The organism is Arenibacter sp. ARW7G5Y1 (assembly GCF_003201775.1).
Classification (GTDB): Bacteria; Bacteroidota; Bacteroidia; order Flavobacteriales; family Flavobacteriaceae; genus Arenibacter.
In genome coordinates, this window is sequence record NZ_QJJZ01000011.1 from 123,820 (window position 1) to 139,324 (window position 15,505).

The window sequence follows — 15,505 nt, forward strand, 5'->3', positions numbered from 1 at the left end:
AACGATGTCAAAAAAACAGATGGACGGTAATTATAAGATTTTCAACGATTTAAGCAAGATTGGTAGTAGGAGTAATAAAGTGCTATATGTATCTTTAATTCTCACGTTCGTAACCACTATCCTCAATATCTTTTATACCTACAAGACGAACGAGAGCGCCAAAAACAATTTCTATCTGCTCGATAACGGCCAGAAGCTGGCTGCCGTCAGGATAAAGGACTACAAGCGGGCAATAGATATTTTATGTGAAGGCCATATTGCCAATTTCCATGAATTGTTTTTTGCGTTGGAACCCGATTTACGCCATATCAAGAGAAATATCGAAGATAAGGCGCTGTATATGGCCGATCATTCGGTACAAAGGCTGTACAATCGTTTGATCGATCAAAACTATTACGAGGATATCGCCAAAAGTGGCTATTCGATAGAGATAGAAAAGGATTCAATTTTCGTGGATTACTCCGAATATCCATTTCCATTTCGATTCGTTGGAAAACAAAGGATTTTAAAGAGTGGCAATGTGGAATATCGGAATATGATAACCAAAGGGTACTTGGTAGAGACCAACTCAACTCCAAATAATTTGAACGGACTTAAGATTATAAAGTTCGACGTTTTAAACAACCAAGATTTGTAATTACCAACCTATGAACCGCAGAATTGACCAATTCAATCTTTGGATAAAACGGCATAGACTGTTCGCTTTCTTTGCCCCTATTATAGTTCTTCTGGCAGTATTCTTTGTAATGACCAGTATCAGTTCTATGGGTAAGGACAAGCAAAAAAGTAACATTGACGATGCGTACAACAATAATTTGCCAGACCATAACAAACAACTCGATGCTACGAAACCTAACGATATTTACAAAAAGTTACAGCAAGATTCACTAGATCAATTGAGGTCAAAAGGACTCTTCAAGAGTATTTTAGAAACCAAGAATGAGAATGATTCGTTAGAACGTATTTTAGAGGAACTCAATAACTTTTCTTTGGATGAAATGGAAAACAGTAGCAATAGGAGTGTCAAGGACACTTCATATCCCGAATCCATTATTCCCGAGTACACTTCCAAAACCACGGATGCACAAAAAAAACTGGAATACAGAAATTTATTAATGCAAGCAAGGGATCAACGTCTTGCCCGTAGTCAGGATTATTCCGCTCCTTATACAGAACCATCCACCGACTCCAAGACGAATGCAATAGCATTCGATGCAGCAATTTACCGTGACCAGTTTATTTTACCGGGTAACCGTGTTACCCTGATCTTAAAGGATGATATCTATTACAAGGGTAGGCGATTCCCTAAGAATACATTTGTTTATGCAACTGCCAACGTTAAGGGATCAAGGGTTTTATTGGAGATAACCAATATTGACAATTTAGCAATGGAATTGACCGCAATTGATCAGGAAGATGGCATGGTCGGATTGCACAATGAGCGAGCGGGTCAATTGTTGCAGGAATTCACAGCCGATATTCAACAACAAAGTGTAAACGAATTATCGGAGGCTGTCGGCGAAACAGTAGAAATTCCATTGGCACAAAACCTGGTACGCACCTTTGGCAATTTTTTCCAAAAGAAAAAATACAAACAGAAAGACAAGATACTTTTGGTAAATGGAGACCGTGTAATTCTAAAACCAAAAAAAATATAGAGATGATGAATGCACTATTGCTCATATCGGTCCTATTTTCAGGGTATACGTTGGTTGGCCAAGCCTCTAGCGATACCTTGCAAATATCCAAGGACTTCAAGACCATTCTTATTTTTCCTGAAAACATTTCGGAAAGTAGTATCGGCAACGATTTCGGTTTTATTGTGGACTTACCAAAACCGGAAGGCGGCAAATTTAGTGGCCGAATAATAAAACTCTATTACGATGAACTCGCCATCGAAAAAGAAAATGTAACCAACTATTTGGTCATTACTGATACTGGAAACGTTTACGATTTTGTATTGGAATTAGTTGCGGTTCCGGAAAAAACGACATGGTACATCACTCAAGAAATGGCCGTTGCCAACATTGAGGGAAAACCAATTGAAAAAAGGAACGAAAATCAGCTGCAGATAGCAACACCTGAGAAGCTTAACAATGAAATGGAGAAAATGGACACTATTTCTCATATTAAAAACTCCGACAAAATAGTTGCTGGTAATTCTAAAGATAGTGCTTCCAAAGAATTGTACCTATCCGACCCCTTGGAATATTATCGCCTTCGATGTTATTATATGCAATTCGACAAGCCTAAAATCAGTCGGTATTTTTCTAGATTGGACAATGTTTTCCTATGGCTAAAAGGTGTCTACTATAACGAGGACGAGCTTTATTTTCAATATAGGATAGAAAACAAGGAAGGCCTTGATATGGATATCAATTTTATAAAGCATCAAATTGCAACCAACTATAAAAATAGCAGTAGTAACCAAAAAATGGAGCTCAAACCGGTTTTTGTCTACAAACAACCTAAAACCATAGCAGGAAAAAGCGAGAACCATTTTGTTGTGGTATTTAAAAAGTTTGCCTTGGATGAGAAAAAAGAGGTTCTGGTGGAATTGGACGAAGAGTCCGGCAACCGCAATCTTTCATTGCGCATTGGCCATGAAATTATCAATAATCCCATAAACTTTTAAAAATGAGGAACTCTATAGCAGTTTTGACACTTTTCATTACGACAATGGCATACACGCAAAGTGGCAATTATGCCTCATCGGTCGGAATAAGCGGGGGTTACGCGGAGGATGGTTATGGTATAATGGCCACGTTCAATTACCACGTAAACAGAGAGCGTTATGTGCAATTGAGCATATTTGCCGCCATTGCAGAGGATAAAGGTTCGTTTGATATTCCTTATAACATTTTCACTGTACAGCCCGGATACTTCATCAAGATTTGGGAACAGAAAAATTTTAAACGGTATGCCCTCAATTTTGGCGGTGGGGCAATTATCGGATACGAGGTCATTAACAATGGCAGCAACTTGCTTGAGAACGGAGCGATCATAGATGCTAAAAGTCAATTTATATATGGAGCCTATTTGGGACTGGAAGGGGAAATAACCCTCAGCAATGATTTCTCCTTTCTACTAAAGGCCAACGAATACTATCACGTCAATAGCGATATAGGAAATTTTTATCCTTTTGTCGGAATCGGTCTTCGCTATTTTCTGTTCTAAACACTTTGAAGATGAAAAACTACAAAAAAGTTACTAAAGTAGTACTGGGGCTTGTCGCCTTAATATCAGTGCTTATCATTGCTTGTAGCAAGGATTTTGAGGATATTATTTTGGATGATTTTGATTTCAATTTCTCCATTGAACAGCCGGAAACCAGTTTCGTTTTTGAAAGTGCCAAAACTTTATTTTCAATTATTCCTGAAAAAGAAATAAGTACTGTTCATTATTATGCGCGATATACGACTTTGAAGGGCAAAGGATACTTCATGAACATGTTAGGCGATACTATCCTTGAGAATGATACGCTGAACATTATCGACAAGCAGTGGTCATATAATTATGTCGCCATCGATACAGGCATGCATAAAATTAACTTCATTGCTTGGGATTCAAATGCCAGGGAGAAAAAATTGGAACTATTGCACTATGCCAAATACGCCAGTTTTAGCTTTTTGCTAAACAAAGGGGTCAACGATTTTATCATCAATTCCAAGAATCCTGTGAACGTAACACTACTTAGGGATAAGGAAACCGAAAACCCCGATAATAAAGGGGAATTTGAAATAACGTATCAGATTGAAAATGGAACCGGGAAACTCTATTTGAAAGAAGAAGCTTTTGACGCTGGAAAACCATTTAACTTACCAAAAGGAATTTCAGAGATGGGATACCTTCCGGATACCTTGGGCGAACATAGATTAATCGTTACGGCCAAAGCTCCTGATGGTGCTACCTTGACCGAGGTTCTTCTTCTTACTGTACTTAACCTCGGCTTTACAATTAATGCCACTGCTGCATCGACCCAAGTGGAATTAAATACTAATTTGGCCGTCGCCATAGATCTGAGGACCCAAGACGAAGAATCTGACGTAGCATATGAAATTACCCATTCCTTTTCATCTACTAGCGAAGGTGCAGGTACCGTGCGCGACCAGAACGGTGGCGTAATGGATCCAGGTAAATTTAGGCCTATAATTCCCAATTCCTACAATTTCACTTTTACGAGTACTGAACTGGGAAAACGGACAATATTCTTTGATGTGAGGGATTCAAACGGACAGATAAAACAGGACAGCGTTGAAATCGAGGTGGCGAACATCCCATTTACTTTTTCCGGTAATTCGGAAAGCAATTCAGTTTTTTTAAATGAGCGTACTCAACTCAATTTTAATATTAAATCCAATGGCAACACAGAGAATATAGATTACAATATTTCCTATGAAATTGTGGAGGGCAACGGAAGGCTGACCGGGATAAATGGCAACACCCTACAGAACTCAACAGGCTATCCAGTGGAACTTGGTAACTTTTCACTTTTTTATTATCCAGAAAGTTTAGGTTCGCACCAAATTTCATTTATTGTAACCGACAATTACGGTCAGGAAGTGGGGCCGGTCAATATTGACCTTGAAACCAAACAGAACGATTTTACATTGAGTATGACCCCGTCAAAGACTTCCGAGTTTGCAAATTTACCAGTAGATATAATTATTGACATCAATGAAATACCTGAAGGAACCAATGATACTTATGAAGCCTTTTATTCATCCGGCAGGAATAGTTCACTTCGAGTAAACGGAATAGAATACGGACCAGGCGAAAAATTTCAACTTGTACCAAATAACAATAATGTAGTCTATACTGGTACCCAAGCTGGTCAGCATGATATTGTTCTGAGTGTAGAGTCAAGTGCAAATGTGACGCATACTGCGAATACTATGGTGAACTACAACCAAGTGGATTTTCTGTTCACAGGTGGAAGTCAAAAAACAGATATTTCAGTCGGGGAGATCACCTCGCTTAACTTCAACATTTCGGAAAGTATTGGTTATTCAGAATATAATATCAGATATAGCTTAAACGGAAATGCCCTCATCAAGAATGAAAATGGCATAGAAGTGAGTGCAGGGAATATTTATGATGTTCCCAAAGGAAATTTCAACTGGAGCCTGGAAGGCACAGACGAGAGCAGTATCAATTTGACTTTTTATGTTCAAAACAATACCGGTCTTGAAAAAACGGTTACTATATCCATGGACGTAACGCCAAAGAATTATAATTTTAATGCAAACACGACACAATCTCAGGTATATACAGGAGAGATTGTTGATATTAATTTCAATATCACAGAATTGGGCATTGGAGGTGATAGCTACGTGATGTATTTTTCATCGGGAAGTAGTAACGGCAGCTTTGAATATCAAGGCAATACTTATGCGGCAGGAGAAAGTTTTGACGTTCCAGTTGGCTCTTTCCAGGGAAGGTATACTGGTATATCTGAATCCAACCATAATATTGAGTTTACGGTCAGATCATCTTCAGAGGTTGAAAAAACAGCAGATGTAAATATCAATTTTGAAAAATATGAAGAATTTTTTGATCTTACCATCGGACAATCAACACTAGACAAATATCAAAATCAACCCTTTCTATTAAATGTGGTCACAAATTCTACCGCCGGACACGATACATCTGTCATGTACCAAATGACATTTGAATTTGCCGATATGAATGGGGGTTATATAAATCATCAGGGAAAGATATATAGGGAAGGTGAGGTTATTCCCTTGGAGTATGGTTCAGTTGCCATGCAATTTTATCCACAAATTGACGACAGTTTTACTATTAATTTTCGTGTCGAAAATTCAACCGGGATATCACAGACTGCCAGTGAATCGATTTTAATGCTTAAAAAGCCCACAGCAGCCGTCAAAGGAGAGAAGCATAATATACGATGTGGTGGTCTTAATGGCTGTGACTACGTGGTTCGGATATATACCTGTTTTGCTGCAAATTGTTCAGAAGCTTATAATGGTGCCACCTTACAACAGGTGGAGGTTCGAATCTTCAATAGAAATACTAGTAGATGGGATACAATGCTATTCAATTACAATGACGCACGAGGATCAGGTGTTGAACGCTATTTTGAATTAGAGGAAGAACCAAGGGAGAATAGACTTCGATATCAAGACCAGCCTTATGAAGTTAGGGTTTTTGATTCTAACGGGCAATGGAGTGAAAAAGCTACTGGAAATATCATTCGTGTATAAATTTTCTTATAACTAGCTTTTCTTAAATGTGATTGTTACAATAACATTCTGACCACCTAAATTATCATTTGTTTCAATTTGCAGCTTACTTCTGTTAAGCTCGAGAATCCGCATCTCATTTCTCATATCAAATTGAATAATCGAATTATTTATTAATTGGTAGCTATCCTCTTCAATTGTTGAATAAGGGTCTTGATCATCACATGACAAGCCATTTTCGTTGATAGCGTATGCCCCTTTCTCCCCTACGCCCATTTTTGTAAAAAATGTAAGGTTATCCTTTAAACATTGCCTAATTTCTTGAGTATTGAACAAGTCGATATTTACCGTTCCATCCCCATTGATATCCACTGCTTTGTCAGTCATAATAGATTGATATTCCCATTGGCCAAGAAGCGCTTGAGCCCTGTCCGATTCTGAAACATTGTCATTATCATTACTACATGCAAAAAATAGCAAAATGGAAAAAATGAGAAAAACATTAGTAATAATTTTCATCTGTTTATTTTTTTTGTTTTTAAAAGGTCAGATGTAATTCGCCAATAATCATTTACTCACGAGTTTTTATTTTAAATTTTGGAGTTCGTGAATCTTCGATTTCGGTTGATATCAAGAATTGTCATGGCTCATTTCATAAGAACATGTTTTAGACCTTTGCATAAAGATAAATATTATGAGCGTAGGTATGGCAATCATTAAAACTCTAATTATATCTTCATTTAATTAAACTTCCATAAATTTACAAAAACCCTTTAGTGTAACACCTGTTGCCATGTGTGGCTTCATAGCTCTGGCTTTAGGGTTTTGTTTCTTTAAATTCTTAAGTAGAGGGTTTAATCCCGATGAAACCCATACTTTACCAACTCTTTCAATAAAGATTCATAATGCTTTTCAGGAAAGTTCCTTCGTTCATTCAGGAAATGCCGTAGGGTATCCCTGGGCATTTCACAGTTGTCCTCCAACTTCCTAATAGAGAGAGCTTCCCGTTCCAATAACCAATTTCTTAGGGGTACAAACTTATAATCCATACTGGTATAAATTTTTGAATTTATTACAAATGTACTCAAAAGCGTACAATTACAGCAATATTGTAACAGCAAAACAAAGGGCCTAAAAAAGCCCTTCATCTGCGAAGGAGTAATATCCCTCCCTAGTAACTATTATGCTGTCAAGGGTTGATATGTCCACCAACTTTGAAGCTTCCCTCAACTTGCTGGAGATTTGCTTGTCGGCTTCCGAGGGATTTAGATTCCCTGATGGATGGTTGTGAACCAAGATCAGGGAGCTTGTCTTGATCAGGATTGCCTGTCGCAGCACATCCTTTGTCGAAATGAGACAACCGTTATCGGTGCCAGATGTTAGATGGTGTATGTTCACCACCTGATTTTTACGGTTCAAATGTATGACCTTCACTTCTTCGTGATCGTCCATTACATCGTCAAAATAGGGATAAATGAACTCTCTCACGGAACTCGAAGAGGTTATTTGAAAAGTGGGTAGTTCTGTTCTCCTGTAAATGGCCGTTAACTCTCCAACGAAATCTTTAAAGGTTGCGATTCGAATGTCTTTCATAATAGTATGTTTTTAAGATTATGCGGCGAAAAAAATCAACAGGAGCGTAGCGGTGGGGATAGGTCCATGTGGAGATTTTAAAAAATTGTGGTGGGCTCCCCTGACAGGAGGGATACCCCATTTTTTCAAATACTACATGGACAGGGCAAATGCGGCTTGATTAAATTGCGGCATAAGTATGAAAAATGAATTTTTAAGCTGGAACCTGCCATATTAAACAAGAAATAACCGAATCGTTTTGAGAGGGTTCGATACCCTTGCAAAATGCAATAGAACAGTTATTGGGAGAAATTCCTAAATTTATATATAGTTTCTACAAAAGAAGATTTATATTTACATTTGTACGGAACAAAAAAAGCCCCGTCATAAAACAGGGCTTCTAAAGTTTAACTACTTATCTCAATTCTCGTAGAATCATATAGAAAAGTAGTAAATACAGAAATGCAAATTCCATATCTCAACTGTTTTGTGGAGCATTAATAATCAAAAGATCGGACCTCAATTCCGATCTTTTGTGTTTCAAGCCAGATAGCTCTGTTACTAGCTACAGCTAAGATACAATGTTTGAAAGTATCACAAATAGTATATTTAAGTCGAAAATATACATAAAATATTGTAAATCAATATTTTACATTTATTTAGGCGTTAATAACTTCTAATAACTCCCAATAATTAGCCCATTAAATGGCTAATTCGGGTTCTTTTTACTACGGCTTCATTTGGAGATTGGCGAACAGACATAGTTCCTTTATCTCGTCGACAGTTCTTCTTCCTGCATTCTTGGTGCCCAAAAGTTTCTTCATCGAGAGCTTGGCCAAGTCCTGGGTCGTTCCTTCCCATATATCGATATGGTCCATTGCTTTCAATACGTTCAATGCCCGGGTGGACAACGGCAATTGGCAAATCTTGGTGTTCTTGTCAACGTTAACAAATTTGGATATCAAGTTGACCTCCTCTTCCATTTCCTTATAAAGGAGAGGAACTTGTTTCTTGAATCTTCTTATGGTGGATAGGGCTTCCAAAAATTCATAGTAAGTGATTATTTCCTTTTTCATTACATGGTTTTGGATGGCATCACGATTGTTCTAGCTTTCAATCCTAGTGTTTTTTATTACCTTCAACCGGCCACCTTGGTTTATTGACTGGTATGCTTATGGATGAATGCTCCCAAATAATCCTGAATCGATTTAAAGTCACAACCCTAGTTGATCAAAGTAAAATCCACAGGAACTCTGTAAAATATTTGGGGTACATATCTTCAATTCTGGCCTTCTCCCTACCGTGGCAACAAGATAATATACAGCTTGCCTTTTTGGAAACGTCCAAAAAGACTTCATTAGTTCCAACGGACATTGTTCTTTTTTCAAGGTATCCAAAATTTATTCATCGGACTTAGAAGAAAAATTTTCATCCTTTATTGGAACTTTTCAGTAAGATAATAATATTGGGGTTTATTTAAAAATATGAGGCTTGGAAGAAAAATGGCATCCATGATCTAAAATCGATTAAAGGTCTTAGAGAAATTTATCTATCTAATAGAATTGCCTGTTTCATTATTAGGTTCTGAAACAATTTCACGGTTCTTTCTTGGAAGGCTTCGGGAATTTTACCACCGATAATCCATTCGTTCTTGACCAATTTCCCGTGTTTGACATTGAACTCTTTCTTAAGGCAGGCCAATGCTACTTCCCTGGTAGGGGCATCCATTTGCTCGAATAAACGCCTGATATTGTCTATCATAGGTTAGTTTTGATAAGCTATAAAAATATTGGAAAACTGGCGTCAAAAAAAAAAAATTCGATTTAAGTATCAGTAAAGTTGTCAACAGTATGTTCAGTGCTAGTGGCGGTTATTACTAGGGACTATATTTAAATTACCATTTTAATTCTCAGTATATACCCGAAATATTCAGAATTCAATCCTTTATTTAAACTTTAAATAATCCAATTTCATTGCTTTTTCGATCTCGTTTGTTCTAGATTGTCCGAATAAGTTAACCAAGTAAGTATCTGGACTAGATATCTCAGAAGCAATAATTTCATCATATTCTTCTTTGGTGATAAACCCTTTTCCAAACAACGGTTGAAACGTTTCCTTAAGTATAGGATTAATTTTTTCTATTTCTTCTTTTTTCATCCTTTATTTTGGTTTTACAATTTGTTTATATGTCTAATTTTACCAGCGATTTTCTCGATACCCTTTCGTTCCCCTGTTTCGATATAGCGTGCAGCAATGGTTATACACGAACTGCATCATCCCTTTAGAATTATAACATTAAGATTATTTATATAACTTTTATATTTATCAAATTCTTGTGATAGGTACCACAGTCACAGAAAATTGAATTTATGGCAATATCAATGTCCTCTTTCCAAGTTGAGCCAAACATCAATTGAAGTTGCAATGGCCCTATTTCCATTTTGTAATCATAATTGACATGTTCTGATCGTTTTTTTGGCATCTTTTTATCCTTTTTTTGAACTTTTCAATTATTTAATCACATATAGAAGGCATAAGATTCTTTCGGAATTTCATTTTCTCCCAAATACTTCATTATTTCTCCAACTTTTCTAGCACATGCGATAGTTATTGGATACTTATTATCGAATTGAGTATTATTCCAGTTCATTTTTGTAAGACCAAGAATCTCCCTGCAAACAGTTTTTGCAGATGAAGCTCGTTTTACTATTCTTATTTCCAACGGAGCAGGTATATACATGCCTGGGTAGGTTTGATATTGATGAACCGAACCCCTTGTGTAAAGAACATATCTTTCCTCAGTAAGTGTAAACAAAGATCCTCTGACCGGAGGATATAAGTTGTTCCTGAAAAATCTCAGGTCAGTTTCCATCACGGTTACGATATCGAACTCAGTAATTCCCATTTCATTCATTGTTTTTTCAAAGCCATCTACTTCGTCTTCATAGTATTTGGATGTTTTATGAAGTACTAAACGGGCTGGAATTGTACCCGTAGCAAATTTATATTTTGACAAAGCATCCTTTAAAAGGGAATAAGATTGTTCAAAGGTTAAATGGGGTTTCCTATCTTCTTTGTCTTCAATTACTGGTGTTCCTCTTAAAATTACTCCTTTACCGTTTTCATTGAAAATCTGCGCAAGACTTGTTTGGACTGTCTCACGGTCTCTACTGCGATAAAAACCTATACCAACAAAACATACGTTAGGTCGGTTTTCATCCACTTCCAATTTCCAAGGGATGGTTTGCAAACCCTTGTAATAAAGAGCTGTACAAAAATTCCATGCTTTGGTAGCTGCATCTTGAGACTTGTTGTCATCATGCAATACATATTCCCTAATTAATTGAATTGGAGTATTATACTGCATTGTTCTTGCTTTTAAAGCCCTTCTGAAATTCAATTCCATCTCAACACCTTCTTCGTCTTCGGCATTTTCCTCTACTGGTTGGTCATCCTTATTTTCATTTACAATTTTTCCTTCAAACGCCTTCGGAACAATACAAATTATAACATCGCAGTTTTTTATATCGGACAAGAATTTTACATGTTCAGAAACTAAGTCGACCGCATTAAGCACTTGGTCTTCATGATAATCAGCATCAAGAACTTTGGTTATTTCGTTGGGTGACAATATTCTTTCAACATTTGTGTCATAAATAAATTTTGCACAAAACCCTTGATCTTGATTAAAGCCCGGAAATGATTTGAATAACCCAGGTTGCTTCCCTTTTGGACTTGCTGGAATAAAACTTTCAAATCGCTTTAACCACTCCTTTAAATTTTCTACATCTTCCTCTATTCCCACAATTCCGATAAGTAATTGGTCCTTTCTAGCAGCTTGTACGGTATCGTAAACTTTAAGACCTGCAATGCCTTCTCTTGGGCATATACTTTTGCCTTCTCCAAAATACAGGTATGGCTCATTTAGATAGTCAGCCTTCATATATCAAATAAATCTACGTTGCCCAAGTTATCCTTTAGTTTCTTTTCGCTTGCTGCTGATTCCAATTTAACCCAAGTCATGTCAGGTACTATTGGGGCAAAATCGAACTTTTCTATCCGTCCAATCTTTAGATAAGGGTAATCCCTATATTCATCAAACAATGGTTCTGTTATCGATGGTTGTAGGTACCTCAATATAAAATTGAAATGATTGAACACATGCATATTTCTTTCGGTTTTCTTTAGCCATTGAATATTCTTAAAGCCCAAAGCAGATACCTTTAAATCTGGCCATAGAAATACCCATTCAGGTTTAATCGAAAGAAACCATTCTTTATCAAAAAGTTCAAATCGCGTTCTAAATGCATTACATCGCATATTGAAAATCTCTTCTTTATTTTTAAGATTCATTTTAATATCTACAACTTTTCTGGTTGCCTTCTTTGATCCTTTTACCCATTCTGCAGATCGATCAATCCATCTTTCCAAATCGTCTTTTTGGGTCGGTATAAAAGCGAAAAGTCCCTCTTCCCTGATCCATTTGATTTTTAACTTGTGAAGTTTGGATTCCAAACATTTTTTAAGAAGAAATTTAAAGGTTGATAAATCATCTTTTGAATTATTATAAATCTCTTCGCATGTGAATCTTTCCGCTGTACCTAAATCAATTATTTCTGTTAATGGCAAGGAAGGGTCTTTTAGGTCATGAAAAGTAAGAATTGAATCCCCCCATAGTATCCAATCATGAGGAAATCTTATATCTTTTAGTCTTAATGCGGAAATAACGTAATCAAAAAGTCCAGGACGATATTTTAGCTTAAGGCCTCGCTCCTCCATTTCAGCCTTTATGGCATTCTTATCAATTTTCAATTCCGCTCTATATACATGCTTGGGGAAGCTGATTTTTACTAGATTAGAATAAACTGGTTCGGTATTGTTGAAAAATTCATTTTGCTTTTCTTCAATCTCTCTTTTCAATGACTTTTCAATCTCAACCTGTAATTCAAAGGCATCCCGAACGGTTTTTCTAAAATATGCTGATTCTACTTTTGCTTCAAAGTTCTTTTGTAATTGCTCTTTAGCGTATGTAGTATTAAAGACCAATATTGGCTTTTTCTCGGCAAGGGCGGTTTGATATTCCAACTCAGTAATCGATTCCTTTTCTTCTGGTTGCCAACCATATCTACCACCTAAAATAAGAATATATATATCTGATTCTTTTACTTTATTTAAACATGCTGTTAGCGAATCCGCGCTTTGAGCTTCCATTGTAAATTCCGACATTAAGGGAAACCCACCAACTTTTTCAACAGCTTTTAAGGCAGCGGAACGCTCATTGGGCAAATCCGCAATGGTACTGCTAATAAATATTTTTGGCTGCGTGATAAACATGTTTTTAATTCAGTCTGACTTTTATTATTATCATTCCAATTTTCGTTTATTTGAACTTCTCAATTTTGTCTATAAGTACAATTATTTTATCTGGGTCAACATTTTCATCATACATTCTGAAAAAATGAATAGCCGTTGTATGAGCAATTTGGTTTGTACTTATTGTTTTATCAGGAATTTCTCCATCTTGTTGCCATGTAAAGCAAGAATGTTGGATGGCATCGATTCCCGGATATTCGGCTTTAAATCTGGCAATGAACTTCATCATTTTTTATCGTTTAATTAGACTTAGGTTTTAATTGTTTTGAAAAATCAACGTTCCGATACATATAAGAACCTCCTGAGCATTTTCCTTTACTACAACTAATTACTTCTGCAAATGTTCCCTTTTCATTCCAAGCATAAAGATATCCTTCACCCTCATGTAATGTACCTTTATCTTGAGTTTTTCCTTTCGAATTATAATTCGATAATACGGTCCAAGGAAGTCCATCCTTATAAATACGTTCTGACCATAATCCGCCATTTGGATAATAAAAAGTATATTTTCCACTAAATTTTGGAGCCAATTCTAATGTTTCAACTATCTGAAATGCAGGTACTATGGCGGCGAAATTCCCCGGGGTATTTGAGGCCAAATTTCCGTGAACTAAACCTATCACTTTTGGAGCAATTCCTACCTTCTCGCCTTGAATATTCATTGGTTTTTCAGTTTTATGAATTTCTAATACGGGACCACCACTAAAACCCCCAATACTTGGATCGTCGGTGATAATGAATGGATTAAGAACACTGTTATCAAATCGATCAAAATATACAATATCACTTGCACTACGAGTATTGCGAGTAATTGGACTGATTGATAAGGGAGTAACGCCTAAACCTAAAGGATAACCCATAATAGTTAGGTCATTAAAACGATTTGGTGCTTTAATAAACTCTTCTAAATATTCGTGATTAAACATAGCTATATCTTTAACTACATTATCATATATTCCTAAATGTAAAATAGCTATGTCAGCGGTAGGGTGTCTAACCCAATTCAATTTTTTTAAATCATACTTAACTGTTGTTAGTGCCTGAATTGTGATTTCCTTTTTTTGTCCATCAGTACCTAAATATTTAATTTTACTTGTACCTTTTAAGAACCTGGCAACATGTTCTGCGGTAACCAAATAAATATCGATACCTCTGATTAGAAAAAAACCTGTCCCTAACGAAGGAACCTTTTTTTCAATGATTTTTTCGGTCCATGGTTTGCGATATAAGACCTCATATTGTTCCCCGTTAATTTGTATAGTCTCTGTAGCTTCGTCAGATAAATACAAAATAGCGCTGAAATAGTCTCTTAATTCATCATCATTGATGCGGTATTGAGAATAACAAAAAAAACCAAAAAATAAAAACAATATTAAAAACTGATATGGGTATTTCATGAAATCCTTTATTTGAACTTTATTGTAAATTATATTTGTTTGAAGCGTATAGTTCAATAGCCTTCAAATAATCTTTAGAACCTTTCATTGTCATATCTTCTACGAATCCATCTAAATCATGATGATTATTCTTTATCCAACTAACTAGCGAGTCTTTCTCTTGGTTCCAAACTTCCCAATTTACATCAATGTATTCTAATTCCTCAAGCTTTGAAATTTTCTCTAAAGTAAAAGATACTTTGACCTTAAAAACCAAAGGATTGTTCTTTAAAAACTCATTGCGAACATTATCTTGGGCAATAGTCACGATAATATCATTGTTCTTTTCGTCTAATTCAACGATTTTATAGGATGGTTTAAATATGGAATCCCATTTAAAAAAATCATAAAAACTGTCATGGTTATAAGGTATCACGTAATCTCCAGAAATCATTGTAACACTATCATTTATTGTAGCTTTTATTTCATTGTAATCACCTGAATCAAAAGCATTGTAATATCTACTGACAGTTTCTTTATGACTTAATTTCTGTTCTTTGCATCCCGTTAAGAAATACAAAAGAAATAGTATGAGAAAGGTGTTTTTCATTGATCCTTTTATTGAACTTATCTATTCCTAAATATTCTTTCTAAAATTAAACAAATAAGTGTGGGTCGGGAGTTATTTCATAAACCCCTTAATTGTTAATAAATTTTGCGACATTCTAGAGTGATATTTGGTAATAATTAGTGAACTTACAGAATATAAATTTAATAAAATAGAAGATTATGGGAATTAAACCTGGACCAAAAAGAATTGCGGATTCAACAGGAAAACCAGACAGGCGTCAACGAGATAATAAAGAGACTCCTAAAAATACGCCATCACTAAAACCTCACAAGCATAAGAAAGGAGATTAACCTTTATTTTAATGAAGAGAGAAATTATCCTTTATTTAAACTTTTAAATCTTGTTTT

The 15,505-nt window shown here is 35.9% G+C and carries 16 protein-coding genes; 5 read left to right on the top strand and 11 right to left on the bottom strand.

Annotated elements, in window-relative coordinates:
- Positions 1 to 4: 4 nt before the first annotated feature.
- Genes C7972_RS15975 through C7972_RS15995 form a run of 5 tightly spaced genes read left to right on the top strand, consistent with a single transcriptional unit; the run spans position 5 to position 6,227 of the window.
- Positions 5 to 637 carry a hypothetical protein gene (locus C7972_RS15975; protein ID WP_110357178.1) on the top strand — a complete coding sequence of 211 codons (633 nt, stop codon included), beginning with the start codon at positions 5 to 7 and terminating at the stop codon, positions 635 to 637.
- Between the two features lie 10 nt (positions 638 to 647).
- A complete protein-coding gene (traM, locus tag C7972_RS15980) occupies positions 648 to 1,658 on the top strand; it encodes a conjugative transposon protein TraM (RefSeq protein WP_103441833.1) in 1,011 nt (336 codons plus the stop codon).
- A gap of 2 nt (positions 1,659 to 1,660) precedes the next feature.
- The gene (locus tag C7972_RS15985) at positions 1,661 to 2,635 is read left to right on the top strand and encodes a DUF4138 domain-containing protein (RefSeq protein ID WP_103441832.1); all 975 of its coding nucleotides are present in this window, start codon (positions 1,661 to 1,663) and stop codon (positions 2,633 to 2,635) included.
- Positions 2,636 to 2,637: 2 nt separating this feature from the next.
- Complete coding sequence (locus tag C7972_RS15990) at positions 2,638 to 3,177, top strand: conjugal transfer protein TraO (RefSeq protein WP_103441831.1); 540 nt, start codon at positions 2,638 to 2,640, stop codon at positions 3,175 to 3,177.
- Between the two features lie 11 nt (positions 3,178 to 3,188).
- Positions 3,189 to 6,227 (top strand): TraQ conjugal transfer family protein, encoded by a 3,039-nt coding sequence (locus C7972_RS15995; protein WP_110357179.1) that lies wholly within the window; start codon positions 3,189 to 3,191, stop codon positions 6,225 to 6,227.
- A gap of 12 nt (positions 6,228 to 6,239) precedes the next feature.
- Here C7972_RS15995 and C7972_RS16000 read toward each other — a convergent pair whose 3' ends face one another.
- The 11 genes from C7972_RS16000 to C7972_RS16050 all read right to left on the bottom strand — a co-directional run bounded on the left by C7972_RS16000 (position 6,240) and on the right by C7972_RS16050 (position 15,137).
- Positions 6,240 to 6,725, bottom strand: a complete 486-nt coding sequence (locus C7972_RS16000; protein ID WP_110357180.1) for a hypothetical protein — start codon at positions 6,723 to 6,725, stop codon at positions 6,240 to 6,242.
- Between the two features lie 335 nt (positions 6,726 to 7,060).
- Positions 7,061 to 7,255 (bottom strand): hypothetical protein, encoded by a 195-nt coding sequence (locus C7972_RS16005; protein ID WP_146216338.1) that lies wholly within the window; start codon positions 7,253 to 7,255, stop codon positions 7,061 to 7,063.
- An 82-nt stretch (positions 7,256 to 7,337) separates the two neighbouring features.
- Positions 7,338 to 7,799: a RadC family protein gene (locus C7972_RS16010; RefSeq protein ID WP_110357182.1), complete on the bottom strand. Its 462-nt coding sequence runs from the start codon at positions 7,797 to 7,799 to the stop codon at positions 7,338 to 7,340.
- 707 nt (positions 7,800 to 8,506) lie between these two features.
- A complete protein-coding gene (locus tag C7972_RS16015; RefSeq protein WP_110357183.1) occupies positions 8,507 to 8,854 on the bottom strand; it encodes a DNA-directed RNA polymerase subunit alpha C-terminal domain-containing protein in 348 nt (115 codons plus the stop codon).
- A gap of 469 nt (positions 8,855 to 9,323) precedes the next feature.
- On the bottom strand, positions 9,324 to 9,539 hold the full coding sequence (locus C7972_RS16020) for a hypothetical protein (protein WP_110357184.1): 216 nt from the start codon (positions 9,537 to 9,539) through the stop codon (positions 9,324 to 9,326).
- Between the two features lie 183 nt (positions 9,540 to 9,722).
- The gene (locus C7972_RS16025) at positions 9,723 to 9,935 is read right to left on the bottom strand and encodes a hypothetical protein (protein ID WP_110357185.1); all 213 of its coding nucleotides are present in this window, start codon (positions 9,933 to 9,935) and stop codon (positions 9,723 to 9,725) included.
- Positions 9,936 to 10,296: 361 nt separating this feature from the next.
- Positions 10,297 to 11,721 carry a hypothetical protein gene (locus tag C7972_RS16030; RefSeq protein ID WP_110357186.1) on the bottom strand — a complete coding sequence of 475 codons (1,425 nt, stop codon included), beginning with the start codon at positions 11,719 to 11,721 and terminating at the stop codon, positions 10,297 to 10,299.
- On the bottom strand, positions 11,718 to 13,112 hold the full coding sequence (locus tag C7972_RS16035; protein ID WP_110357187.1) for a DUF4062 domain-containing protein: 1,395 nt from the start codon (positions 13,110 to 13,112) through the stop codon (positions 11,718 to 11,720). Before C7972_RS16035 ends, C7972_RS16030 begins: the two co-directional genes overlap by 4 nt.
- A gap of 46 nt (positions 13,113 to 13,158) precedes the next feature.
- Entirely contained in the window at positions 13,159 to 13,380 is a 222-nt protein-coding gene (locus tag C7972_RS16040; RefSeq protein WP_117018610.1) for a hypothetical protein, read from the bottom strand.
- Positions 13,381 to 13,390: 10 nt separating this feature from the next.
- A complete protein-coding gene (locus tag C7972_RS16045; RefSeq protein ID WP_110357189.1) occupies positions 13,391 to 14,548 on the bottom strand; it encodes a S1C family serine protease in 1,158 nt (385 codons plus the stop codon).
- 19 nt (positions 14,549 to 14,567) lie between these two features.
- The gene (locus C7972_RS16050) at positions 14,568 to 15,137 is read right to left on the bottom strand and encodes a hypothetical protein (protein ID WP_110357190.1); all 570 of its coding nucleotides are present in this window, start codon (positions 15,135 to 15,137) and stop codon (positions 14,568 to 14,570) included.
- Positions 15,138 to 15,505: the final 368 nt, after the last annotated feature.

Bases quoted from the DNA above. Each gene is read 5' to 3' on its own strand.
- C7972_RS15975 (WP_110357178.1), top strand. From the start codon at position 5: ATGTCAAAAAAACAGATGGACGGTAATTATAAGATTTTCAACGATTTA.
- traM (WP_103441833.1), top strand. From the start codon at position 648: ATGAACCGCAGAATTGACCAATTCAATCTTTGGATAAAACGGCATAGA.
- C7972_RS15985 (WP_103441832.1), top strand. From the start codon at position 1,661: ATGATGAATGCACTATTGCTCATATCGGTCCTATTTTCAGGGTATACG.
- C7972_RS15990 (WP_103441831.1), top strand. From the start codon at position 2,638: ATGAGGAACTCTATAGCAGTTTTGACACTTTTCATTACGACAATGGCA.
- C7972_RS15995 (WP_110357179.1), top strand. From the start codon at position 3,189: ATGAAAAACTACAAAAAAGTTACTAAAGTAGTACTGGGGCTTGTCGCC.
- C7972_RS16000 (WP_110357180.1), bottom strand. From the start codon at position 6,725: ATGAAAATTATTACTAATGTTTTTCTCATTTTTTCCATTTTGCTATTT.
- C7972_RS16005 (WP_146216338.1), bottom strand. From the start codon at position 7,255: ATGGATTATAAGTTTGTACCCCTAAGAAATTGGTTATTGGAACGGGAA.
- C7972_RS16010 (WP_110357182.1), bottom strand. From the start codon at position 7,799: ATGAAAGACATTCGAATCGCAACCTTTAAAGATTTCGTTGGAGAGTTA.
- C7972_RS16015 (WP_110357183.1), bottom strand. From the start codon at position 8,854: ATGAAAAAGGAAATAATCACTTACTATGAATTTTTGGAAGCCCTATCC.
- C7972_RS16020 (WP_110357184.1), bottom strand. From the start codon at position 9,539: ATGATAGACAATATCAGGCGTTTATTCGAGCAAATGGATGCCCCTACC.
- C7972_RS16025 (WP_110357185.1), bottom strand. From the start codon at position 9,935: ATGAAAAAAGAAGAAATAGAAAAAATTAATCCTATACTTAAGGAAACG.
- C7972_RS16030 (WP_110357186.1), bottom strand. From the start codon at position 11,721: ATGAAGGCTGACTATCTAAATGAGCCATACCTGTATTTTGGAGAAGGC.
- C7972_RS16035 (WP_110357187.1), bottom strand. From the start codon at position 13,112: ATGTTTATCACGCAGCCAAAAATATTTATTAGCAGTACCATTGCGGAT.
- C7972_RS16040 (WP_117018610.1), bottom strand. From the start codon at position 13,380: ATGATGAAGTTCATTGCCAGATTTAAAGCCGAATATCCGGGAATCGAT.
- C7972_RS16045 (WP_110357189.1), bottom strand. From the start codon at position 14,548: ATGAAATACCCATATCAGTTTTTAATATTGTTTTTATTTTTTGGTTTT.
- C7972_RS16050 (WP_110357190.1), bottom strand. From the start codon at position 15,137: ATGAAAAACACCTTTCTCATACTATTTCTTTTGTATTTCTTAACGGGA.